Origin of the sequence: Streptomyces sp. BK022 (assembly GCF_004217355.1) — a bacterium.
GTDB lineage: Bacteria > Actinomycetota > Actinomycetes > Streptomycetales > Streptomycetaceae > Streptomyces > Streptomyces griseoluteus.
In genome coordinates, this window is sequence record NZ_SHKU01000008.1 from 365763 (window position 1) to 387449 (window position 21687).

At 72.5% G+C, this 21687-nt stretch carries 21 protein-coding genes, 1 pseudogene and 1 riboswitch; of the genes and pseudogenes, 16 read left to right on the top strand and 6 right to left on the bottom strand.

Annotation, left to right across the window (positions count from 1 at the left end):
- Positions 1-115 precede the first annotated feature (115 nt).
- Positions 116-1303: an ROK family transcriptional regulator gene (locus tag EV284_RS30755; RefSeq protein WP_130339939.1), complete on the top strand. Its 1188-nt coding sequence runs from the start codon at positions 116-118 to the stop codon at positions 1301-1303.
- Positions 1304-1309: 6 nt separating this feature from the next.
- Here EV284_RS30755 and EV284_RS30760 read toward each other — a convergent pair whose 3' ends face one another.
- Together EV284_RS30760 and EV284_RS30765 are read right to left on the bottom strand one after the other, a co-directional pair.
- Positions 1310-1522 carry a hypothetical protein gene (locus EV284_RS30760; RefSeq protein WP_130339941.1) on the bottom strand — a complete coding sequence of 71 codons (213 nt, stop codon included), beginning with the start codon at positions 1520-1522 and terminating at the stop codon, positions 1310-1312.
- Positions 1523-1650: 128 nt separating this feature from the next.
- The gene (locus EV284_RS30765) at positions 1651-2391 is read right to left on the bottom strand and encodes an NAD(P)H-binding protein (RefSeq protein WP_130339943.1); all 741 of its coding nucleotides are present in this window, start codon (positions 2389-2391) and stop codon (positions 1651-1653) included.
- 317 nt (positions 2392-2708) lie between these two features.
- A riboswitch (FMN riboswitch) is annotated at positions 2709-2839 on the top strand.
- A gap of 154 nt (positions 2840-2993) precedes the next feature.
- Here EV284_RS30765 and EV284_RS30770 point away from each other — a divergent pair.
- The 9 genes from EV284_RS30770 (at position 2994) to EV284_RS30810 (ending at position 10544) form a co-directional block, all read left to right on the top strand.
- Positions 2994-3599 carry a riboflavin synthase gene (locus EV284_RS30770; protein ID WP_130339945.1) on the top strand — a complete coding sequence of 202 codons (606 nt, stop codon included), beginning with the start codon at positions 2994-2996 and terminating at the stop codon, positions 3597-3599.
- Positions 3596-4237 carry a nicotinamide mononucleotide transporter family protein gene (locus EV284_RS30775; RefSeq protein ID WP_130339947.1) on the top strand — a complete coding sequence of 214 codons (642 nt, stop codon included), beginning with the start codon at positions 3596-3598 and terminating at the stop codon, positions 4235-4237. The genes EV284_RS30770 and EV284_RS30775 overlap by 4 nt, the downstream gene beginning before the upstream one ends.
- Positions 4234-5568, top strand: a complete 1335-nt coding sequence (locus EV284_RS30780; RefSeq protein WP_130339949.1) for a bifunctional 3,4-dihydroxy-2-butanone-4-phosphate synthase/GTP cyclohydrolase II — start codon at positions 4234-4236, stop codon at positions 5566-5568. Before EV284_RS30775 ends, EV284_RS30780 begins: the two co-directional genes overlap by 4 nt.
- Before the next feature lie 45 nt (positions 5569-5613).
- Positions 5614-6099: a 6,7-dimethyl-8-ribityllumazine synthase gene (gene ribH, locus EV284_RS30785; RefSeq protein WP_030810496.1), complete on the top strand. Its 486-nt coding sequence runs from the start codon at positions 5614-5616 to the stop codon at positions 6097-6099.
- 34 nt (positions 6100-6133) lie between these two features.
- Positions 6134-6406, top strand: a complete 273-nt coding sequence (locus EV284_RS30790; protein ID WP_006378313.1) for a phosphoribosyl-ATP diphosphatase — start codon at positions 6134-6136, stop codon at positions 6404-6406.
- Between the two features lie 60 nt (positions 6407-6466).
- Positions 6467-7315: an ATP phosphoribosyltransferase gene (gene hisG / locus EV284_RS30795; protein WP_130339951.1), complete on the top strand. Its 849-nt coding sequence runs from the start codon at positions 6467-6469 to the stop codon at positions 7313-7315.
- 15 nt (positions 7316-7330) lie between these two features.
- Complete coding sequence (locus EV284_RS30800) at positions 7331-7801, top strand: PH domain-containing protein (RefSeq protein ID WP_130339953.1); 471 nt, start codon at positions 7331-7333, stop codon at positions 7799-7801.
- A 293-nt stretch (positions 7802-8094) separates the two neighbouring features.
- Positions 8095-9429 carry a hemolysin family protein gene (locus EV284_RS30805; RefSeq protein ID WP_130339955.1) on the top strand — a complete coding sequence of 445 codons (1335 nt, stop codon included), beginning with the start codon at positions 8095-8097 and terminating at the stop codon, positions 9427-9429.
- Positions 9426-10544: a hemolysin family protein gene (locus EV284_RS30810; RefSeq protein WP_130339957.1), complete on the top strand. Its 1119-nt coding sequence runs from the start codon at positions 9426-9428 to the stop codon at positions 10542-10544. The genes EV284_RS30805 and EV284_RS30810 overlap by 4 nt, the downstream gene beginning before the upstream one ends.
- A gap of 184 nt (positions 10545-10728) precedes the next feature.
- On the opposite strand, the gene EV284_RS30820 is transcribed toward EV284_RS30810, so the two are convergent.
- Positions 10729-12591, bottom strand: coding sequence for an AAA family ATPase (locus EV284_RS30820; protein WP_130340075.1), 1863 nt, complete (start codon positions 12589-12591; stop codon positions 10729-10731).
- A 435-nt stretch (positions 12592-13026) separates the two neighbouring features.
- Positions 13027-13657, bottom strand: a pseudogene (locus tag EV284_RS30825) (hypothetical protein).
- 254 nt (positions 13658-13911) lie between these two features.
- On the opposite strand from EV284_RS30825, the gene EV284_RS30830 reads away from it, so the two are divergent.
- The 5 genes from EV284_RS30830 to EV284_RS30850 all read left to right on the top strand — a co-directional run bounded on the left by EV284_RS30830 (position 13912) and on the right by EV284_RS30850 (position 20264).
- Complete coding sequence (locus EV284_RS30830) at positions 13912-14868, top strand: hypothetical protein (protein WP_130339959.1); 957 nt, start codon at positions 13912-13914, stop codon at positions 14866-14868.
- A 43-nt stretch (positions 14869-14911) separates the two neighbouring features.
- Complete coding sequence (locus tag EV284_RS30835; RefSeq protein ID WP_130339961.1) at positions 14912-16453, top strand: amino acid permease; 1542 nt, start codon at positions 14912-14914, stop codon at positions 16451-16453.
- Positions 16454-16727: 274 nt separating this feature from the next.
- Complete coding sequence (locus EV284_RS30840; protein ID WP_130339963.1) at positions 16728-18098, top strand: peptidase C39 family protein; 1371 nt, start codon at positions 16728-16730, stop codon at positions 18096-18098.
- A gap of 88 nt (positions 18099-18186) precedes the next feature.
- Positions 18187-18840, top strand: coding sequence for a TetR/AcrR family transcriptional regulator (locus EV284_RS30845; protein ID WP_130339965.1), 654 nt, complete (start codon positions 18187-18189; stop codon positions 18838-18840).
- 251 nt (positions 18841-19091) lie between these two features.
- Complete coding sequence (locus EV284_RS30850) at positions 19092-20264, top strand: acyl-CoA dehydrogenase (RefSeq protein WP_130339967.1); 1173 nt, start codon at positions 19092-19094, stop codon at positions 20262-20264.
- Here EV284_RS30850 and EV284_RS30855 read toward each other — a convergent pair.
- Both EV284_RS30855 and EV284_RS30860 read right to left on the bottom strand, forming a co-directional pair.
- A complete protein-coding gene (locus EV284_RS30855) occupies positions 20227-20460 on the bottom strand; it encodes a hypothetical protein (RefSeq protein WP_130339969.1) in 234 nt (77 codons plus the stop codon). The two genes, EV284_RS30850 and EV284_RS30855, sit on opposite strands and share 38 nt — an antisense overlap.
- A 77-nt stretch (positions 20461-20537) precedes the next feature.
- Positions 20538-20981: a hypothetical protein gene (locus EV284_RS30860; RefSeq protein ID WP_130339971.1), complete on the bottom strand. Its 444-nt coding sequence runs from the start codon at positions 20979-20981 to the stop codon at positions 20538-20540.
- Between the two features lie 245 nt (positions 20982-21226).
- Between EV284_RS30860 and EV284_RS30865 the strand changes: the two genes are divergently transcribed.
- Positions 21227-21670, top strand: a complete 444-nt coding sequence (locus EV284_RS30865; protein WP_130339973.1) for an Lrp/AsnC family transcriptional regulator — start codon at positions 21227-21229, stop codon at positions 21668-21670.
- Positions 21671-21687 lie beyond the last annotated feature (17 nt).

Sequence of the window (21687 nt, forward strand, 5' to 3'; positions counted from 1 at the left end):
GTCCCTCCCCAGGGAGTCGCCCGCTGTACCGTCCTCGGCACCCGCGCAAACTATCAGGGACCCTGCCTGATAGATAGAGTGCCTCCGGCAGCCCGCTTCTGGGAGGATTCCCGTCATGCCCGCATCACCGAGCACCGCACGGGCCATCAACGACCGGCTCGCCCTGCGGCTGCTGCAGCAGGAGGGCCCGCTGACGGCGGGTCAGCTCAAGCAGCTCACCGGACTGTCCCGGCCCACCGTGAGCGACCTCGTCGAACGCCTCACCGTCTCCGGTCTGATCCGGGTGGTGGGGGAGTCGGGGGAGCAGCGCCGGGGTCCCAACGCCCGGCTGTACGGCATCGCCGCCGACCGCGCCCATCTGGCCGCCCTCGACGTGCGCACCGGGGGAGTCCTGGTGCTCGTCTCCGACCTGGTCGGGCGGGTGCTCGCGGAGGTGGCCGTACCGATCGACGCCGGGGGCGGCACCGGGCCGGCCGTCGAGCAGGCGGTCGCGGCCGTGGAGGAGGCGGCGCGCACGGCGGGGCCGGACGCGTGGGCGGGGCTGCACACCGTCGGCATCGGCGCGCCCGGTCTGGTGGACCCCGCCACGGGTGACCTGCGGGACTCCAGCGGGCTGCCCGCGTGGCACCGCAGTCTGGTCGCCGCGCTCCAGCGGCACCTGCCGAAGGCGCGGGTCACCGTCGAGAACGAGACCAACCTGGCGGCCCTCGCCGAGCAGCGCGAGGGCGCCGCCCGGGACCGGGACACGTTCGTGCTGCTGTGGCTCGGGCACGGGGTCGGCGCGGCCGTCGTCCTGGACGGCCGGCTCCGCCGGGGTGCCTCCGGCGGTACCGGTGAGATCGGCTTCCTGCCCGTCCCCGGCACCGGCTCGCTGCCCTCCGCCACCGACTGCGACGGCGGCTTCCACGCCCTGGCGGGCGCCGCCGCGATCGGCGCCCTGGCCCGGGAACACGGCCTCCCGGCCGAGGTCCCGCTGGACGGGCCGGGCGCGGCCCGGCTGGTCGCCCGGGCGGTGGCCGCCGGGAACGAAGCCGCCACCCGCTTCCTCGACACCCTGGCCGACCGCCTCGCGATCGGCACCGCCGCCGTCACCGCCGTCCTCGACCCCGGCTGCGTCGTCCTCGGGGGCGAGGTCGGCCAGGCCGGCGGCGAACCCCTCGCGGCACGCGTCGCCGCCCGCCTGAAGCGCCTGTCCCCCCTGCCCACCGAGGTCCGGGCCGGCACGCTCGGCGGCACCGCCGTCCTGCGCGGCGCCCTGCTGACGGCCCGCGACCGGGCGCAGGACGACCTGTTCGCTCCGTAGCAGGGTTCAGTCGCGGTCCCGCAGGGCGCTCACGCCGTCGATGTCGCCGAAGTGGTGGAAGGCGTGGGCCCGGCGCCGGGCGTCGCGCAGCCCCCGCGTCGCCGCGGCCTCGATCCGCAGGGCCTCGGGGCTGCCGGGCGAGCGGCGCCGGTCGCGGCGGACCAGCACGGTGACCGACCACGCCAGGACCAGCGCCACGCCCGCCGACGCGACCACCACGCGGACCACCTCCTCCGTAGGCGCGCCGGGAACGCCCCCCAGGGGGACAACGTAGCCAGCGAGCGGCAGTCCTCGAAGAGCCGTTCACGTCACCCTTGGCCGCGCCACCTCTCCGGCGCACGGCGACCTCAGCCGAACCGGCGCGCCAGGTACTCCTCGAACGTCCCCTTGCCCACCGCCCGTTCCGGTGCCAGGTGGCCGCCCGCGCGGAAGGCGCCGTACGTCCGGCCGAACAGGGGGACCTCCAGCAGGCGGCGGTGTCCGCCCGTGGCGTCGAGGTAGGCACGGGCCAGGGAGGGGACGGAGCGGATCTCGGGGCCGCCCAGGTCGGGGACGCGGCCCGAGGGGGTGGCGACGGCCAGCTCCGCCAGGCGGGCGGCCACTTCGCAGACCTCCACCGGCTGGTCGGACAGGCCGGCCGGGAGGAGGGCCAGCGGGGGTGCGGTGAGTGTGCCGAGGAAGGTGGCCATCAGGTCGTGGAACTGGGTCGCGCGCAGCACGGTCCAGCCGGTCCCGGACTCCTCGATCCGGCGCTCCACCGCGAGTTTGGCGCGGTAGTAGGGCAGCGGTACCCGGTCCACGCCGACGATGGAGATGTACACCAGGTGCGCCACCCCGGCCCGCAGCGCGGCCGGGATCAGCCGGCCCGCGGCCTTCTCGTCGCCGCCGCCCGGCGAGCTGGCGCAGTGCACCACGGTCTCCGCACCCGCGAGGGCCGCGTCCAGCGCGGGCCCGCCCCTGCGCAGATCGACCGCGTGCGGCTCGCTGTGCCGGCTGAGCACCCGTACCTCGTGGCCGTCCGCCCGCAGCCTCTCCGTCAACAGCCGGCCGAGTGTGCCGGTGCCGCCCGTCACCAGGATCGTGGTCATCGCCGCTCGCCTTCCCGAAGGTCCCGGGCGGGCCGTCCGGCACGCCCCGCGACCAGGACGGCTGGGGCCCCGGCGGATGTGACATCGGCTGGGGTGACCCGGCGGCGGGCAAGGGCCTTCGTCACCGCCGCCGGGTCCGGTCGCACCATAAAAGGACTAGACCACTCCGGTCAATAGGTCCGGACCAAGCTCAATTCCCTGGCGAGGTGGGGGTGTTGTGCCGGTCGCTCACCCGAACGGTGTGCCTGTGAGGCAGCCCACACCGGCCCCCTGTATGGCCGACCGGCGGGCGTGGCAGACTTGCGGTGTACCAGAAGCAGCGCACTCCGGGGTCGGTGAAAGTCCGAACCGGCGGTTACAGTCCGCGACCCGGCCGCTTCCAGCGGCCGGTTGACCAGGTGAAATTCCTGGACCGACGGTTAAAGTCCGGATGGGAGGCAGTGCGCGGCGGGCGGGCATCACCATGCACGCCGCCGTATCAGGTCTCGTCCCTCGGGACGGGTCCCTCTCGGCGTCGTGACCCGGTGCATTCCCCTCGTCCATGCCGTCGTCATCGACCGGCCCCCGGAGTCCGTGCCCGAAGAGGCAGGAGGACCGGGGACGTGTTCACCGGAATCGTGGAAGAGCTGGGCGAGGTCACCGCCGTCGAGAACCTCGGCGACGCCTCCCGTTTCCGGCTCCGTGGCCCCGTCGTCACCGAAGGCGCGCGGCACGGCGACTCCATCGCCGTCAACGGCGTCTGTCTCACCGTGGTCGACCACGAGGGTGACGAGTTCACCGCCGACGTGATGGCGGAGACCCTCAAGCGCTCCAGCCTCGGCGCCCTCGCTGTGGGCTCCCGCGTCAACCTCGAACGCCCCACCGCCGTCGGCGCCCGCCTCGGCGGCCACATCGTGCAGGGCCACGTCGACGGCTCCGGCGAGGTGCTCGCCCGTACCCCGTCCGAGCACTGGGAGATCGTGAGGATCTCGCTCCCCGCCAGCCTCTCCCGCTACGTCGTGGAGAAGGGCTCCATCACGGTCGACGGCATCAGCCTCACCGTGGTCGAGGCGGGCCCCGACTTCTTCACCGTCAGCCTCATCCCCACCACGCTCGCCCTGACCACGCTCGGGCACAAGCAGCCCGGCGACCCGGTCAACCTCGAGGTCGACGTCATCGCCAAGTACGTCGAGCGGCTGCTCGCGGCCGGACGGGAGGCAGGCGCGTGAACTCGCTCAACACCGAGGCGTTCACCCTCTTCGGCCAGCACATCCTCTGGTCGGACATGATCGGCAACCTCTTCGGACTGGCCGCCCTCGCGCTCGGCTGGCGCCGCTCGCTCGTGACCTGGCCGGTCCAGTTCGTCTCCGGCCTGATCCTCTTCGCCGCCTTCTACGGCCACCTCGCCGGCAGCGCGGGCAAACAGGTCGTCGTCATGGCCGTCGCCGTCTACGGCTTCTGGCAGTGGAGCCGCAGCCGCGGCAAGGCGGCCGACGGCCACATCGCCCCCCGCTTCGCCACCTGGCGCGAACGCGCCGCCATGATCGTGGCGGCCGCCGCCGGCACCGTCGCCGTCGCGCTGCTCTTCACGGCGTACCCGTCCCTGTCCTGGGACCCCTGGCCCGACGCGTACATCTTCGTCGGCACCATCGTCGCCATGTACGCCCAGGCCAAGGGCATGGTCGAGTTCTGGATCGCCTGGCTGCTCGTCGACGTCGTCGGCGTCCCGCTGAACTTCGCCAACGGCTACGCCTTCTCCGGCTTCGTCTACGTGATCTACGGCGCGCTCGTCCTGTGGGGCATGCGCGACTGGTGGCTGCGCTCCCGCAGGAACGCGCGGCCCGTCCTGGAAGGAACGCCCGCATGACCTCGGCACCCCCGCTGCACCCCGGTGACAGCATCGAAGACCTCCGCCTCGACCCCGTCGAGCAGGCCGTCGCCGACATCGCCGCGGGCCGGCCCGTGGTGGTCGTGGACGACGAGGACCGCGAGAACGAGGGCGACCTCGTCATCGCCGCCGAGAAGGTCACCCCCGAGATCGTCGCCTTCATGATGAGCGAGTGCCGGGGCCTGATCTGCGCCCCCATGGAGGCCGCCGAACTCGACCGGCTGCGGCTGCCGCAGATGGTCGAGGACAACACCGAGTCGATGAAGACCGCCTTCACCGTCTCCGTGGACGCCTCGCCCGCGCACGGCGTGACCACCGGCATCTCCGCCACCGACCGCGCCACCACCCTGAAGCTGCTGGCGAGCGGCACCGCCCAGCCCGCCGACCTGGTCCGCCCGGGCCACATCTTCCCGCTGCGCGCCCGCGAGGGCGGCGTCCTGGTCCGCGACGGCCACACCGAGGCCGCCGTCGACCTCGCCCGCCTCGCCGGACTGCGCCCCGCCGGAGCCATCGTGGAGATCGCCGGGGAGGACGGCCGCATGCTGCGGCTGCCCGAGCTGATCCCGTTCGCCCGCAAGCACGGGCTGACGATCATCTCCATCGCGGACCTCGTCACCCACCTGCGCGCCCCCGAGGCCGAGGCCGAGGCCGAGCAGCCCGGGACAGCTCCCCTCGCCGTCGCGCCCACCGTCCGCCGCGAGGCCGAGACGAGCCTGCCCACCCGGCACGGCACCTTCACCGCCTACGGCTACCGGGCCCCGGACGGCGTCGAACACGTCGCCCTCGTCCACGGCGACATCGGTGACGGCACCGGCGTGCTCGCCCGCGTCCACTCCGAGTGCCTCACCGGCGACGTCTTCGCCTCCCTGCGCTGCGACTGCGGCCCCCAGCTCGACGCCGCCCTCGCCCGCATCCACGCCGAGGGCCGGGGAGTCGTCGTCTACCTGCGCGGCCACGAGGGACGCGGCATCGGCCTGCTGTCCAAGCTGCGCGCCTACGAACTCCAGGAGCGCGGCCGGGACACCCTCGACGCCAACCTCGAACTCGGCCTGCCCGCCGACGCCCGCGACTACGCGGCCGGCGCCCAGATCCTGGCCGACCTCGGCGTGCGCGACGTGCGCCTGATGACCAACAACCCCGACAAGACCGACGCGCTCACCCGGCACGGCATCCAGGTCACCGGCCGCGAGCCGATGCCGGTCCACGCCGACGAGCACAACGTCCGGTACCTGCGCACCAAGCGCGACCGGATGGGCCATGACCTGCCCTGGCTGGACACCCCCGCCGTGTCCACCTGCGGCAACCAGTAAGCGATCCAGCAAGCGACAACAGAGCGAACAGCGCGAAGGAGCAACGTGAGCGGCAAGGGTGCACCGGAACTGTCCGTACGCAACGTCAGCGACCTCAGGGTCGCCGTCATCGCGGCGCAGTGGCACGAGAAGGTGATGGACGGTCTGGTGAACGGCGCCCTGCGCGCCCTGCACGACCTGGGGATCGACGAGCCGACCCTGATCAGGGTCCCCGGCAGCTTCGAACTCCCCGTCGCCGCCAAGGTCCTGGCCGACCGCGGCTACCACGCCGTGGTCGCCCTCGGCGTCGTCATCCGCGGCGGCACCCCCCACTTCGACTACGTGTGCCAGGGCGTCGCCCAGGGCCTCACCCAGGTCTCGGTGCAGACCGGCGTCCCCGTCGGCTTCGGCGTCCTCACCTGCGACACCGAGGAGCAGGCCCTGGACCGCGCCGGCATCGAGGGCTCCAGCGAGGACAAGGGCCACGAGGCGGTCACCGCGGCCGTGGCCACGGCCGCCACGCTCCGTTCGGTCTCCGAACCCTGGCACTGAGACCCCGCCCGGACCGCGTAGGCTGAGGACCACCATGTCCAATAAGACGTTCGAGGAGCTCTTCACCGAGCTCCAGCACAAGGCAGCCACCGGCGACCCCGCCACCTCCCGCACCGCCGAACTGGTGGGCAAGGGCGTCCATGCCATCGGCAAGAAGGTCGTCGAGGAGGCCGCCGAGGTCTGGATGGCCGCCGAGTACGAGGGCAAGGAAGCCGCCGCCGAGGAGATCTCGCAGCTGCTCTACCACGTCCAGGTGATGATGGTCGCCCGCGGCATCTCGCTGGACGACGTCTACGCCCATCTGTGATCCGTCGCCCCGTACGCCGAACCCGTCGCACCACCCCGTCACACGAAGGAAGCCGACCTCATGCTGCGCATCGCCGTCCCCAACAAGGGTTCCCTGTCCGGACCTGCGGGGGACATGCTGCATGAGGCCGGCTACCGGCAGCGGCGGGAGTCCAAGGAACTGCGCACCGTGGACCCGGTGAACGAGGTCGAGTTCTTCTACCTCCGCCCCCGGGACATCGCGATCTACGTCTCCTCCGGGCAGCTCGACATCGGCATCACCGGCCGGGACCTGCTGATCGACTCCGGCGCCGGCGCGGAGGAGATCCTCCCGCTCGGCTTCGCCCGCTCCACCTTCCACTTCGCGGCCCGCCCCGGCACCTTCACCGGCACGGCCGACCTCAAGGGCCGTACGGTCGCCACCTCCTACGAGGGCATCGTCGCCCGCCACCTCGCGGACAACGCCATCGACGCCTCCGTGGTCCACCTCGACGGCGCGGTGGAGACCGCGATCGAGCTGGGCGTGGCGGAGATCATCGCGGACGTGGTGGAGACCGGCACCTCGCTGCGCAACGCCGGGCTCGAGGTCTTCGGCGAGCCCATCATGAAGTCCGAGGCCGTCGTGATCCGCCGCACCGGCGCCGACACCGACGAGCCCAAGGTCGAGCAGTTCCTCCGCCGCCTCCAGGGCGTCCTGGTCGCGCGGACCTACGTGATGATGGATTACGACTGCCGCGTGGAGCAGCTCGAGAAGGCCGTCGCGCTCACGCCGGGCCTGGAGTCCCCGACCGTCTCCCCGCTGCACAACGAGGGCTGGGTCGCCGTGCGCGCCATGGTCCCCACCAAGGACGCCCAGCGGATCATGGACGACCTCTACGCCATCGGGGCCCGGGCCATCCTGACCACGGCCATCCACGCCTGCCGTCTCTGAGGAACCGCGAGTCAGATGCCCGAGCTCTCCCAGCCCCCCGCCCAGCCCACCCTCCCGGTCACCTTCCGGCCGGAACGCACGCGCGTGATCCTGCTCACCGCCGGACTGGCGATCTTCGTGGTCGTCACCGCCGTCGCCCTGCTGCTGGACATGGGGCCGGGGGAGCGCCTCAGCTTCATCGTCACCGGCGCCCTGATGGCCTGGGTGCTGGCCCGGCTGGCGCGGGTGAAGGTCGTCGCCGACGAGTCCGGCGTCACGGTCGTCAACATCGCCGGCAGCCGCAAGCTGGCCTGGGCCGAGATCGTCGGGGTCAACCTGCGTCCGGGCGACCCCTGGGTGTTCCTCGACCTCAGCGACGGCACCAGCCTGGCCGCGCTCGGCATCCAGCCCGGCGTCGCCAAGCAGCGTGCCATCGCCGACGCGCGGAGCCTGCGCACTCTGGTGGAGCAGCAGGCGCCGCGCGATCCCGAGTTCCCCCGGAGCTGAGCCTCCGGCGGGCCGAGCGCGGCCTCCGGGGCCCCTCGGGGTCCCGTCTCGGGGGCCATTCAGGGGCGGTCACCCTTGCCGCACCTGCCCCGGTCTTGACTAATCTGTTGGCGGAGGCGTTTTACGACACGCCTCCGCCTCCGTCGTGCCACGCCCGGCGCGCGGAGGTTTTCCCTGCTATCCGAGGAGTGACCCTCTCCGGCGATGGACGGATCGTCCTGTAGTACCTGCGCCGCCCCCTGCCGACATACCGCGGACCATCCGGCCCGCGTGCACGCGGAGGCGGCGGCATCATGAGCATCCCCCTGCTGCTCCTAGGAGCGGCCTTCCTGCTGATCCTGGCCAACGGATTCTTCGTGGCCGCCGAGTTCGGCCTCGTCACCGTCGAGCGCCAGGACGCCGAGCAGGCCGCGGCCGAGGGCGACAAGCGCGCCCGTACGGTCGTGGAGTCCCTGAAGGAACTCTCCTTCCAGCTCTCCGGCACCCAGCTCGGCATCACCATCACCTCGCTCGTCGTCGGCATGCTCGCCGAACCGGCCCTCGCGGACCTGCTCGGCGGCCCCCTCGCGGCGCTCGGCGTCCCCGAGGGCGCCGCCTCCGGTGTCGCGGTGGTGGTCGGCATGCTGCTGGCCTCCGCGATCCAGATGGTCGTCGGTGAGCTGGTCCCCAAGAACTGGGCGGTCTCCAAGCCGCTCCAGGTCGCGCGGTTCGTCGCCGGCCCGCAGCACGTGTTCTCGCGGCTGTTCCGGCCGGTGATCTCCGTGCTGAACACCGTCGCCAACCGGCTGGTGCGCGCCCTGGGCGTCGAGCCCGCCGACGAGCTGGCCTCCGCCCGCACCCCCGGCGAGCTGGTCTCCCTGGCCCGGCACTCCGCCCGGGCCGGCGCCCTGGAGCAGGACACGGCCGACCTGTTCGTCCGCACCCTGTCCCTCGGCGACCTGACCGCCCAGCACGTCATGACCCCGCGGGTGAAGGTCAGCGCGCTCCAGGACTCGGCCACCGCCGAGGACGTCGTCAACCTCACCCGGGCCACCGGCCTGTCCCGCTTCCCCGTCTACCGGGAGAAGATCGACGAGATCGTGGGCATGGTCCACCTCAAGGACGCCCTGGCGGTCCCGGCCGCCGAGCGCCTGCGCACCCCGGTCGCCCGCATCGCCGGCAAGGCGCTGCTGGTCCCCGAGACCCTGCCGGTACGCCCCCTGCTGACCCGGCTGCGCAGCGAGCAGCCCATCGCGGTCGTCGTCGACGAGTACGGCGGCACCGCGGGCGTGGTCACGCTGGAGGACATCGTCGAGGAACTGGTCGGCGAGGTCCGCGACGAGCACGACCGCCAGGTCGTGCCCGAAGTCGCCCCCGCCCCGCCCGAGGACGGCCGCCCCGCGTGGGACGTGGACGGCGGCTGCCGTGTCGACGTCCTCACCCGCATCGGTCTGGACGCCCCCGAGGGGCCGTACGAGACCGTCGCCGGGCTCGTGGCCGATCTGCTGGGCCGTATCCCGGCCCCCGGTGACCGGGCCGAACTGCCCGGCTGGCGGCTCTCCGTGCGCCAGGTCCGCCACTACCGCGCCGAGCGCGTCCGCCTGGTCCGGACGGCGCCCGCCGCCCAGCCGACGGAGGCCGCCCGATGAGCGTCGTCCAACTCCTCTTCGCCGCGGTGCTCGTGCTCGCCAACGGATTCTTCGTCGGTGCCGAGTTCGCGCTCGTCTCCGTCCGGCGCAGCCAGATCGAGCCCGTCGGCACCGCCCGCGCCCGCCAGGTGCTGCACGGTCTGGAGCGGCTGCCGCAGATGATGGCGGCCGCCCAGTTCGGCATCACCATCTGCTCGCTGACCCTGGGCGCGGTCGCCGAGCCGACCGTGGCCCATCTGCTGGAGCCGGTGTTCGAGGCCGTCCATGTCCCCGAGGGTGTGATCCACCCGCTGGGCTATGTGATCGCCCTGGCCGCGGTGGTCTTCTTCCACCTGGTCATCGGTGAGATGGTGCCGAAGAACCTTGCCATGGCCGCGCCCGAGAAGGCCGCGCTGTGGCTCGGCCCCGGCCTGGTGTACTTCGCCCGGATCTGCAGGCCCGTCACCGTGGCGCTGGGCGCCTGCGCCCAGGGCATCCTGCGGCTCTTCCGGGTCGAGCCCAAGGACGAGGTCGAGGCCGTCGTCACCAGCGAGCAGCTCAACCGCCTGCTGGAGGACTCGGGCCAGGCCGGGCTGCTGGACCCCGAGGCGCAGGAGCGTCTCGAGGACGCGCTGGAACTGGGCTCCCGCCCGGTCACCGACGTGCTCCTCAAGCGCGAGACCCTCGTGACGGTGCCGCCCTCGGTGACCCCGGGGGAGATCGTCGAGCTCACCGCGCGCACCGGCTACTCCCGCTTCCCGGTGGCCGCGGGCGCCGGCGCCTTCATGGGGTACGTGCATGTGAAGGACGTCCTCGACCTGGAGGACTCCGACCGCGCCGTCCCGCAGCACGTCTGGCGTCCGATGGCCACGATGCGGGCGGAACTCCCGCTGGACGACGCGCTGACCGTCATGCGCCGGGCCGCCACGCACCTGGCCCAGGTGGCGGACGCCTCCGGCCGGGTGCTGGGCCTGGTCGCGCTGGAGGACGCGCTGGAGCTGCTGGTGGGCGAGGTCCACGACCCGGCCCACCCGGACACCCCTCAGCCCGCCCCGAGGACGGAACCGGTGTCCCTGCGCCCGTCCCCGGCCCGGCCGCGCAAGAGCGGGGACCCGGAGCAGGCACTGGCCACCTAGGGCCTCTCGTTTGGATCTTGCCGGGCTCGCGGGGTCCGGCACCGCGCCTCGCGGCGTTGTCGTCGGTTGCCATGGCTCCGCCATGGCGCCCTCCTCCGCCTTGCGACGCACGGCACCAGACCCCGCTCCCTGATCCGGCCTGATCCAAACGAAGGACCCCAGGCCGTGACCGCCGCGGGGCCCGTCACATCGCCGACGGGTCCTGCGGCGCCCGCCCCGACAGCACCTCGCCGTACGCCTGCATCAGGTCCGGCAGACGGAGGGTGGCCAGGTCCTCGCGGGAGAGGACGCCCGGACAGGTGGACAGCCGCAGATCCCGGTACGCGCAGCTCTTCTCGTACAGGGTGCGCAGGAACCTGCCGTTGCCCAGCTCGTCGATCCAGCCCTGGTCGACCACGTGCCCGGCGATGGAGCGCAGCTCGTCCACCGCCTCCTCGTCCCACGCGTCCCCGTTCTCCGCCGCCAGCACCCGGCCGATCTCGGTCAGTTCCTGGGGGCGGTAGGAGGGGAAGTCCACGCGGGTGGTGAAGCGGGACGACAGACCCGGGTTGGCGGCCAGCAGCCGGTCCATGCCCTCGGGGTACCCGGCGAGGATCACCACCAGGTGGTCCCGGTTGTCCTCGGCCCGCTTCAGCAGCACCTGGAGCGCCTCGTCGCCGTACGCGTCGCCCTTGCCGTACCCGGAGTTGGAGAGCGCGTAGGCCTCGTCCACGAAGAGCACGCCGCCGATGGCCGAGTCGATCAGCTCGTTCGCCTTCACCGCGGTCTGGCCCAGGTACTCGCCGACCAGGTCGGCCCGCTGGGCCTCCACCAGGTGGTCGCCGCCGAGCAGGCCGAGGGCGTAGAAGACCCGGCCGAGGATGCGGGCCACCGTGGTCTTGCCGGTGCCGGAGGGGCCGGAGAAGACGAAGTGCCGTTTCGGCGGCTGCACCGGGAGCCCCTGCCCGGCGCGCAGCCGGGCCATGTTCAGCTGCGCCGAGAGCGCCTTCACCTGGCGTTTGACGGGCTCCAGGCCCACCATGCGCTCCAGCTCCGCCAGCGCCTCCTCCAGTAAGCCCGGATCGGTCGGTCCGGCCGGCAGGTTGGAGGAGGAGAGCCCGCTCTTGAGGCGGACCGCGCGGTCGGGCGCCGAGGGCAGCGGGCCGGTGGGCAGGTCCGTCTCGGCGAACCTGAGGTCGCGGCCCTCGGTGCCGAAGAGGGGGTCGAGGCTGTCGGGACCGTCCATCGTGTCCTGGCCGGCACCGGACAGGGTGACCGCCGCGAAGTCGGCGGGGTCGTCGTACCCGTCGCCCTCGGCGATCGCGGCGAGCCGGGCGGAGGTGTCCATGAAGGCCGGGTCGACCCGGTGCACGGCCCGGTACAGCGGGAGCGCGGCGGCGCTGCGGCCGGTGCCCTCATGGGCGCGGGCCAGCCAGTAGCGCAGCTCCTTGCGCTGCGGCTGCTCGCTGCGGCAGCGCATCAGCGCGGTGGAGAGCAGCGGCTCGGCCTGCCCGTACGTCTCCAGCCGGACGCGGGCCATGCCGCCGAACAGGCCCGCCTCTATGCCGAGCAGCGGGTCGTCCAGCAGTGGGTCGGTGTGCCGGACCAACTGGTCCCAGTCCTTGACCAGGTAGGCCCGGCAGGCGTGCAGGAACCGCACCTGCGGATCGGTGTCCACGGGCGGCAGCCCGGCCAGCGCCCGGTCCAGTTCCGGCACATGGCGGCCGTCCAGCCAGTGCGAGGCGTGCGCCAGCAGCAGGTCGCGGGGGCTCTCCAGCACCGGCTGCACCCACCAGCCCAGCCAGTACCAGGAGTTGAGGGAGCGGCGGTGCCGGGCGCGTTGTTCGCCGAAGCGTTCGCGGTGCCGGAACATCCGCAGCAGCGCGGTGGTCGTGTCGACCCTGAGCGCGTGCAGCCCGAGCCAGGCGTCAGCCATCCCCGGGTCCAGCCGCGCCGCGGCGCGGAACTCCTCCTCGGCCTGCGGGTAGGCGCCCATCGTGTAGGCGTCCACGCCTCGCACCCAGGCGAGGTCGGCCGGGGCCTCGGGGCCCTGCGTGCCGAAGTCCATCACGTCCCCCACGAACCGTGCCCCCCGTTGGTTGCCCCGCCGGGCAGGCGCTCGGCGGTCGCCGCGGTCGAACCGCTGTACCGCGGACCGGAGTTGCCGGTGCGCGAGGCTGCTGCCAGAAGGTCGCACCGAGGGCATCGTACCCGTGGGGGCACCGGCTGCCGAAGGGTGCCGCAGAGGGCGTTTGACGAGGTGGGAGCATGCGGGGCGCATGGGGCGCGGTCACCGAGGGTGATCGAATCGGTGCGAGCGGCGCTCCGGAGCCCGGCCGAGGGCAGAACGAAGCCCCCGATCACGGGGGAACGATCGGGGGCTTCGTGTCCTGGCGACGACCCGCGAGGGGCCGTGTGTGGAGAACGTAAGACCTGTACGGGGGCCGGGTCAAGCAGAGTTGGGACCCTGAACGAACTTCCGAGGCGATAGGTCTTCACGAGTTCAGCACACAGCGGACGACTCGTCACCGTGAGTGAGAATCCGGGCCGGCCAAGCCCGGCCGGAGGGGGCTCGCGGGCCCTGGCAGCACCTCGTACCCCCCGGGTGCCGCGCGTACCGTCAGGTCCGCGTGGGGGCGCGAGGGGTCGGCGGCGAAGTGGGTGCGCTCCGCCTCGGTCCAGCCGTCCCAGAACGCGCGCTGGGCCTCGCCGTCCCGGCGGCGGCCGCGCGCCCAGGACTCCGGCGCGGGAAGCTCCATCCACAGCAGGGCCGCCAGATGCGGGCGCATGTCCCGGCGCCCGGCGCCGACACCCTCGACCAGGAGCACGGGAGCGGGCGGCAGGACGCGGACCGGGCCGAAGGCGCGCAGGGTCCAGTCGTAGGGGAAGTACCGCGCGCTCTCGCCCCGGCCCAGCGGCTCGATCACCTGGGCGGTCAGGCGGGCGGTCCAGGCGAACAGCTCCTCGTGGGTGGCGATGTCGTCCAGGTGCAGCACCGGGGCCCCGCCGAGCGCGGCGGCCAGGTGTCCGGCGAAGGTGGACTTCCCGGAGCCCGCGTGCCCGTCGACACCGATCAGCCGGACCGGCCCCAGGGACGGGGGAAGGGCGCGCAGCCGGCGGGCGAGGTCGTGAATGGTGATTCCCGAGGTGTGGTGCGGTGTGGGGGAGTTCTGCCGGAATCAGTCTAGTAGGGGGTGAGGGCCAGGTGCCCGACGGGCCGGAAAACGCGCCTTCCCGAGGCGTCCGCGGGCCAAGGGGCAAACGGTGGAGATTTTCCCCCGGAATCCGCCGACCGATATGTGAAATTCGGCGTTCCAGGTGTGTCGCCCGGTGAGTAAGGTGCGTCCTGCACAACTGCGACGCGTCGTATCGGGACGGACAGGGGAGCATGGCCGCGGAGTTATTCGAGGGGCAGTACGTCTGGCATCCGGCGGCCGACGACCGCGTCCTGGCGAGCGTATGCGTCGATGTGCGGGCGGGGCGTCACCGCTACGCCTGCGAGGCCCTGGCCGAGACCCGGTCCGACTTCGCCCTGCGCGCCCACCGCTCGCTGGTGCTGGCCTCGGAGGCGGCCGGTACCGACCTGGTGGAGCGCTGGCTCGCCGAGGAACCGTCGCCCGAGGCCGCGCTGATGTGGGCCCGGGTGGCCGTGCAGCGCGCGATGCGGGCCGCCGACGCGCGCGACGAACGCGCCGAGGCGCTGGAGCGGATAGCGCTGGCCGCCTGCGAGCGCGCCGCCGCCCTCGCCCCCGGCGACCCCACGCCCTGGGTCGCCAAGCTGACCATGACCCGGCTGCACCAACTGCGCGAACCCGCGCCGCAGGGCCTGCTCACCGCGCCGCCCGGCCCCTGGCGGCTGTTCGCCCACATCCTGTCCCTGGACCCCTGGCACCGCGAGGCCCACCACCGCTTCCTCTCCTTCTTCTTCACCCGGCACGGCGGCACGGTCAACGCCGCCTGGGACGTGGCCGCCTTCCTCAGCCAGCGGGCCCCCGCCGACTCCGCGCTCCGGTTGCTGCCGCTGGTCGCGCTGGTGGAGAGCTACAACCCGACCCAGCTGCTCGCCGACCGGGTCTGGGAGCAGCCGCAGTGGCGCTCCACCGCGCTGGCCGCCTACCGCAACTGGCTGCCCACGGTGGCCGGTTCCCGCTTCACTCCGGTGCTCGACCTGGCCTACCTCGCGCACGCGCTGGTGATGGGCCAGAGCGAGTTCGAGGCACGGGCGGTCTTCGCGGCGATGGGCCCGTACGCCTCCCGCATGCCCTGGAGCGCCTTCGGTGACCCCGCCGAGCAGCTCTCCCGCGCCCGGCGCGCCTGCGGGCTGCCCGTCCCCGGGCCCACCTGAGACCGCACCTCACGCGTCCACCCCCCAACAGAAAGGCAGATCAGTGTCGGAACGGATATCGCCGCCACGGGCCAAGGCTTCGGCGGCCGAGGAACCGGTCGTGCTCGACGACGACGCGACCCTGCATGCGATGGGTTATCCGCGCAAACTCACGCGCCGTTTCAAAGCGTTCGACAATTTCGCGATCTCCTTCACCATCATCAATGTCCTCTCGGGTATTTTCTCGTCCTTCGGATTCGGTCTGAACGCGGGCGGTCCCCGTATTCTCGTGTTCGGCTGGATCGGCGTCTCGGTGATGGTGCTCTTCATCGGAGCCGCCATGGCGGAGGTCGCCTCCGCCTATCCGACGAGCGGGGCGCTGTATTTCTCCGCCGGTAAACTCGCCAAGCGGCACAAGGGCGCCTGGTCCTGGTTCACCGGCTGGCTGAACTTCGTGGGGCAGATCGGCGGCACCGCCGCCACCGGATACGCGGCCGCCACCTTCATCCAGGCGTTCGTCGCCCTGCAGTGGTCCTCCTACGAGCCCACCGCCCACCAGACGGTGCTGATCACCGCGCTGATCATCGTGCTCCAGGGTCTCGCCAACACCTACACCGTCCAGCTCGTCGCGGTGCTGAACCGGATTTCCGTGTGGTGGCTGCTGATCGGACTCGTGGTGATCGTGGGCGCACTCATCGTGATTCCCGATCATCACCAGTCGGCGTCGTTCGTCACGCATTTCGAGAACAACACCGGCTTCACCAACGGCCTTTACGGCGGCATGCTGGGCCTGCTGGTCACGAGCTGGACCTTCACCGGCTTCGACGGCAGCTTCCACATGTCGGAGGAAACCGTCCAGGCGACCGTCAACGCCCCCAAGGGGATCACCCGCGCCATCGGCTATTCGGCGCTCACCGGCCTGATCCTGATGCTCGCGCTGGTCTACAGCATTAGCGACTACACCAAGGTGGCCGGCTCGGACGCCCCGCCCGTCCAGATTCTCATCGACGGGCTCGGCGTCGGCACCGCCAAGGTCATGCTGCTGATCGTCATCGGCGCCATGCTCTTCTGCGGGCTGGCCAACCTCACCAGCAACACCCGGCAGATCTTCGCCTTCTCGCGCGACGGCGCCATGCCCGGCTCCCGCTGGTGGCATTCCGTCTCCCCGCGCACCCGGACGCCCGTCAAGGCGGTCTGGCTCGCCGTGGCCTGCTCGCTCGCCCTGGTGGTCCCCGGCTGGTGGTCCCACACGGCGTTCACGGCCATCGTCAGCGTCAACGTGGTCGGACTGTTCCTCGCCTACGCGGTGCCGATCTTCCTGCGGCTCCGGCTCGGTGACGACTTCCAGCCCGGTCCCTGGCACCTGGGCCGCTGGGGCCGGCCGATCGGCTGGGTCGCGGTGGTCTGGATCCTCCTCAGCAGCGTCCTGTTCATGCTCCCGCAGGCGTCCCCGATCACCGTGGACTCCTTCAACTACGCGCCGATCGCGCTCGCGGCCGTGCTGCTCATCGCCACGGTGTGGTGGTTCACCACCGCCCGCCGCCGCTTCCAGGGCCCGGTCAGCTACGGCCGCCCCGACGAGGTCGCGGCGATGGACCTGGTCTGAGCCGCTGGACGACAGGATGGCGGCCTGCGGGTGACATGAGCCTGCCATGGCACGGCCCCGGTGTGCGGCGTCCCGCCCGCACCGGGGCCGTGCCATGCCGGGGCGCCGGTCGCCGCCATTGGCCAAGACCAATATTCATGGGCGCGGCATGCGCGGAAGTGCTGGCAGGGGCATGTCGGCTGCTCCATAGTTGGCGCACAACCGTGCACCCGAGTTGGCGCACGCCCGTGCACCTGAACCGTCCCGAACCGGACACCTGGGGGTAGTCGCGCCCATGAGCAGAGCCGAGCAGCCGTCCCGCCGAACCGTTCTCGCCGCAGCCGTCGCCGTCGCGGTGGCCGCCGGGACGGTACCCGCGGCCGCCGCCACCGCAACCGCGGCCGCCGACGCCGACGACGCGGGCCGCGCGCCCGCCCGTCCCGTCGACAACCGCGCCTGGACCACGTACCCCGACTGGCGCGGCGGCACCGGACGCGGTGTCCGGACCCTGGCCGGCCGGCGTCCCGGCATCACCATCGCCGTGCCCGAGGGCCGCACCGACTACACCGACCCGCACACCGGCACCACCGCCGCCTGGGAGTACGCCACCTGGACCTCCTCGGTCCACCGGCTCCAGGTGCCCGCCACCGAGCTGATCGCGTCCTGGAACGCCGACACCCCGGCCGGCACCTGGCTCCAGATCGAGCTGCAGGCCGCCTACTCCGACGGCACCACCGCCCCCTGGTACGTGATGGGCCGCTGGGCTGCTGGCGACGAGGACATCAAGCGGACCTCGGTGGACGACCAGAGCGACGGCAAGAGCTCGGTGTGGACCGACACCTTCGCCATCGACGACGCGAGCACCGGCCTGCGCGCGGTGGCGTACCGGCTGCGCCTCACCCTGTACCGGACGCCGGGCACCCGGCGCACCCCGACCGTGTGGCGGGTGGGCGCGATGGGCTCCGACGTCCCCGACCGCTTCACCGTCCCGGCCTCCACGCCCGGCCTCGCCCGCGAACTGTCCGTACCGCGCTACTCGCAGGAGATCCACAAGGGCCAGTACCCCGAGTACGACAACGGCGGCGAGGCGTGGTGCAGTCCGACCTCCTCGCAGATGATCATCGAGTACTGGGGCGGCCGGCTCACCCCGGAGCAGCTCGCCTGGGTGGACCCCTCCTACGCCGACCCGCAGGTCGACCACGCGGCCCGGTACACCTACGACCACCAGTACACCGGCTGCGGCAACTGGCCGTTCAACGCGGCCTACGCGGCCACCTTCCCCGGCATCCAGGGCGTGGTGACCCGGCTGACCTCGCTCACCGACCTGGAGACCCTGATCGCGGCGGGCATCCCGGCCATCACCTCCCAGTCCTTCCTCAAGACCGAGCTGACCGGCGCCGGTTACGGCACCTCCGGCCATCTGATGACGGTCATCGGCTTCACCGCCGACGGCGACGTCATCGCCAACGACCCGGCCTCGCCCAGCGACCCCGAGGTACGCCGGGTCTACGCCCGGCGCGAGTGGGAGAACATCTGGCTGCGTACCAAGCGGTACGACGCGAACGGCAAGGTCAAGAGCGGTACCGGCGGCGTCTGCTACCTGTACTTCCCGGCCCGCCCGACCCCGCGCCAGCTCCGCGCGCTCGCGGCGGTGGGCGTGCGCTGACCCGGCACGGGGGCGGCCGGGCTCCGGTCCGGCCGCCCCCTCTGCCATACTGCGCGGGTCCCGCCGAACGTCGAGACCAGGGCAGACTGTGAGTGTGCGTCAGCAACAAGCGGCCGTGCCCGCGCGTGGCACCGACCGCTCCGCGGCCCGCCGCGCCGAACTCCTCGCCATCGGGCGTACTTTGTTCGCGGACACCTCCTACGACGCGCTGTCCATGGACGACATCGCCCGCCAGGCCCATGTCGCCAAGGGCCTGATCTACTACTACTTCCACTCCAAGCGCGGCTACTACCTGGCGATCGTCCAGGACTCCGTCGCCGAGCTGGTCGCCTTCGCCGCCGGCGGCGCCGAACTCCCCGCCGTGGACCGCCTCCAGCGCACCATCGACGGCTACCTCCACTTCGCCGAGCACCACCAGGCCGCGTACCGCACCATCGTCAGCGGCGGTGTCGGCTTCGACGCCGAGGTGCACGCCATCCGGGACGGGGTGCGCGAGGCGATCGTCGCCACCATCGCCGACGGCGCGTACGGCAGGACCGACATCGGCCCGCTGGCCCGTACCGGCCTGTTCTCCTGGGTGTGCAGCGTCGAGGGCACCACGCTGGACTGGATCGGACGTCCGGAGCTGACCCGCGCCGCCCTGGGCGAACTGCTGGTCAAGACGCTCGGCGGCACCCTGCGCGCCATCGAGGAGCTGGACCCCTCCTGTCCGGCCCCGCCGCCCGCCCGCCGCGACGGCTGAGATTCCCCCGTACGGCCCCGTCCGCGCCCCGGCCGAAGGGGGTGCGGACGGCTCCGGCTGGATTCTTCGAGTAAGCGGTCGTTAACTGGTGACGGGAGGTCTCCGATCGGGCATACTCACGGCACAAGCCGCTGGTCAGCCGCCTCCGAGACCCGGAGGCGGGCCTCGGCGCCACCGGAGCGATCGCGCGGAGCCGCCCCACCCAAGGCGCACATCCGCCGATGTGCCCGCACAGGGAGGAGTCCGACGCCATGTCCGACCGCGAAACGCAGCCGGTGGAGCGTCAACTGCCCACGGACGAGGCGAGGGATCTGCTCGCCCTGGTCCGGGACATCGCACAGCGTGAGATCGCGCCCACGGCGGCCGAGGAGGAGGACGCCGGACGCTTCCCCCGCGAGGTCTTCACCCTGCTGTCGGAAGCGGGCCTGCTGGGCCTGCCCTACGACCCGGAGCACGGTGGCGGCGAGCAGCCCTACGAGGTCTACCTCCAGGTGCTGGAGGAGCTGGCCGCGGCCCGGCTCACCGTCGGTCTCGGCGTCAGCGTCCACACCCTCGCCTCGTACGCGCTCGCCACCCACGGCACCAAGCAGCAGCAGGTCGAGCACCTGCCCGCCATGCTCGGCGGCGGTCTGCTCGGCGCCTACTGCCTCTCCGAGCCGTCCTCGGGCTCCGACGCGGCCTCCCTGCGCACCAGGGCCGTCCGCGACGGCGAGGACTGGGTGCTCAGCGGCACCAAGGCGTGGATCACCCACGGCGGCATCGCGGACTTCTACACCGTGATGGCCCGCACCGGCGCCGACGGCCCGCGCGGCATCACCGCGTTCCTGGTGCCCGGCGACGCCGAGGGCCTGAGCGCGGCCCTGCCGGAGAAGAAGATGGGCCTCAAGGGCAGCCCCACCGCCCAGGTTCACCTGGACGGCGTACGCGTCCCGGACGAGCGGCGCATCGGCGAGGAGGGCCAGGGCTTCGGCATCGCCCTCTCGGCGCTCGACTCGGGCCGGCTCGGCATAGCGGCCTGCGCGATCGGCGTCGCCCAGGCGGCCCTGGACCAGGCGGTGGCGTACGCGACCGAGCGCCGGCAGTTCGGGCATCCCATCGCGGACTTCCAGGGACTGCGCTTCCTGCTGGCCGACATGGCCACCCAGATCGAGGCGGGCCGGGCGCTGTACCTGGCGGCGGCCCGGCTCAAGGACGCGGGCAGGCCGTTCGCCAAGCAGGCCGCCATGGCCAAGCTGCACTGCACCGACACCGCGATGCGGGTCACCGTCGACGCCGTGCAGGTCCTCGGCGGCTACGGCTACACCGCCGACTTCCCGGCCGAGCGCTACATGCGCGAGGCCAAGGTGCTCCAGATCGTCGAGGGCACCAACCAGATCCAGCGGATGGTCATCGCACGTCATCTGGCGGGGCCGGAGAGTCGCTGAACTGCCCCCTGCGCACCGTCGGGGCGGCCAGCTCGGCCCACTCCGGGTCGTGGCGCCCCGGCAGTGTGCGGCCCCGGTCGGCCCAGACCCGCATCAGCTCGGTGTAGATGGGCGGGTCCGGGGGCGGGGTCGCGTCCGCCGGCCGGGGCACGTAGACGCGGCGCTGACGCCCGGTGGCCGTCTGGGTGGGAGTCATGCCCGGCCAACGCGAGCGCGGCCGGGCAGGTCACCGGCGGGCGGAATCGAGCGTCAGTTCAGCGTCGTCCGCACCGCTCAGGCGGCGGCCTTGCCGCGCATGAACGGCACCTGCATCGGGCGCGAGCCCGGACCGCCCACGTGCGAGAACGGCTGGGTCCGCCAGTCCAGGCCCTGGGGGAGCGTCAGCAGCAGCGCGGTGTCCTGCTCCTGCGGCGCGAAGGACTCGTCGGCGGGGCGGGCGTCCGCCGCCGCGCGGCCCGTGCCGGCACAGGCCGTCAGGCCGAAGGGGTTCCACGGCGAGGCGCACAGCGCGTGCTCCGGCAGGGACTCCTCGTCCGCCAGCAGCGCGATGGCCTGCGCGCAGTCCGGGCAGATCACCCGGTACATCTCGAAGGTGTCGTAGTCGGCGTCGGGGCCGTAGGCGTCACCGGAGTCCGGTTCGACACCCTCCGGCTCGGGCTCGACGACGAGCTGCTGCCGCTTGACGGCAGAACGAACGGGGCGCTTGACACTCTGCATGGGATTCTCCCCCTAAGGCTGGGCCGTGAAGGCGCTGCGGCCTCGACCACAGCAAGCACTTCCCGCAGGTTCTCGGCGGTAACCGCGAGAACCTCACGCAGCGCGCTCACATGGTGTGGCGTTCGTCACAGGCTAACGGCGGATATCCGCCCAGATGCCGCGTGCCGCGCCATCGGAGCCCGCCGAAGTCGTCCCCCGCTTCCCCCGCGCGCACGCGCGCGGGGGCGCACGGTAGGTTCTGGCCCATGGAGGAGCTGGACCGTCAGATCGTGCAGTTGCTCGTCACGGACGGGCGGATGAGCTACACGGACCTGGGCAAGGCCACGGGCCTGTCCACGTCGGCCGTGCACCAGCGCGTGCGCCGGCTCGAACAGCGGGGCGTCATCCGCGGCTACGCCGCCGTCGTCGACCCCGAGGCCGTCGGCCTGCCGATGACCGCGTTCATCTCCGTCAAACCGTTCGACCCCAGCGCCCCCGACGACATCGCCGAGCGGCTCGCGGGCGTCCCCGAGATCGAGGCGTGCCACAGCGTCGCCGGGGACGAGAACTACATCCTCAAGGTGCGGGTGGCCACCCCGCACGAACTGGAGGAACTCCTCGCCAGGCTGCGCTCCCTGGCCGGCGTCTCCACCCGCACCACGGTCGTGCTCTCCACGCCGTACGAGGCGCGCCCGCCGAAGATCTCCTGAGCTCCCCCGTTCGCGAG

Coding starts and splice junctions, on each gene's coding strand:
- EV284_RS30860 (WP_130339971.1), bottom strand. CDS start 20,981: ATGCAGAGTGTCAAGCGCCCCGTTCGTTCTGCCGTCAAGCGGCAGCAG.
- EV284_RS30790 (WP_006378313.1), top strand. CDS start 6,134: ATGTCCAATAAGACGTTCGAGGAGCTCTTCACCGAGCTCCAGCACAAG.
- EV284_RS30850 (WP_130339967.1), top strand. CDS start 19,092: ATGTCCGACCGCGAAACGCAGCCGGTGGAGCGTCAACTGCCCACGGAC.
- EV284_RS30840 (WP_130339963.1), top strand. CDS start 16,728: ATGAGCAGAGCCGAGCAGCCGTCCCGCCGAACCGTTCTCGCCGCAGCC.
- EV284_RS30855 (WP_130339969.1), bottom strand. CDS start 20,460: ATGACTCCCACCCAGACGGCCACCGGGCGTCAGCGCCGCGTCTACGTG.
- EV284_RS30830 (WP_130339959.1), top strand. CDS start 13,912: ATGGCCGCGGAGTTATTCGAGGGGCAGTACGTCTGGCATCCGGCGGCC.
- hisG (WP_130339951.1), top strand. CDS start 6,467: ATGCTGCGCATCGCCGTCCCCAACAAGGGTTCCCTGTCCGGACCTGCG.
- EV284_RS30865 (WP_130339973.1), top strand. CDS start 21,227: ATGGAGGAGCTGGACCGTCAGATCGTGCAGTTGCTCGTCACGGACGGG.
- EV284_RS30810 (WP_130339957.1), top strand. CDS start 9,426: ATGAGCGTCGTCCAACTCCTCTTCGCCGCGGTGCTCGTGCTCGCCAAC.
- EV284_RS30755 (WP_130339939.1), top strand. CDS start 116: ATGCCCGCATCACCGAGCACCGCACGGGCCATCAACGACCGGCTCGCC.
- EV284_RS30800 (WP_130339953.1), top strand. CDS start 7,331: ATGCCCGAGCTCTCCCAGCCCCCCGCCCAGCCCACCCTCCCGGTCACC.
- EV284_RS30765 (WP_130339943.1), bottom strand. CDS start 2,391: ATGACCACGATCCTGGTGACGGGCGGCACCGGCACACTCGGCCGGCTG.
- EV284_RS30805 (WP_130339955.1), top strand. CDS start 8,095: ATGAGCATCCCCCTGCTGCTCCTAGGAGCGGCCTTCCTGCTGATCCTG.
- EV284_RS30820 (WP_130340075.1), bottom strand. CDS start 12,591: ATGGACTTCGGCACGCAGGGCCCCGAGGCCCCGGCCGACCTCGCCTGG.
- EV284_RS30780 (WP_130339949.1), top strand. CDS start 4,234: ATGACCTCGGCACCCCCGCTGCACCCCGGTGACAGCATCGAAGACCTC.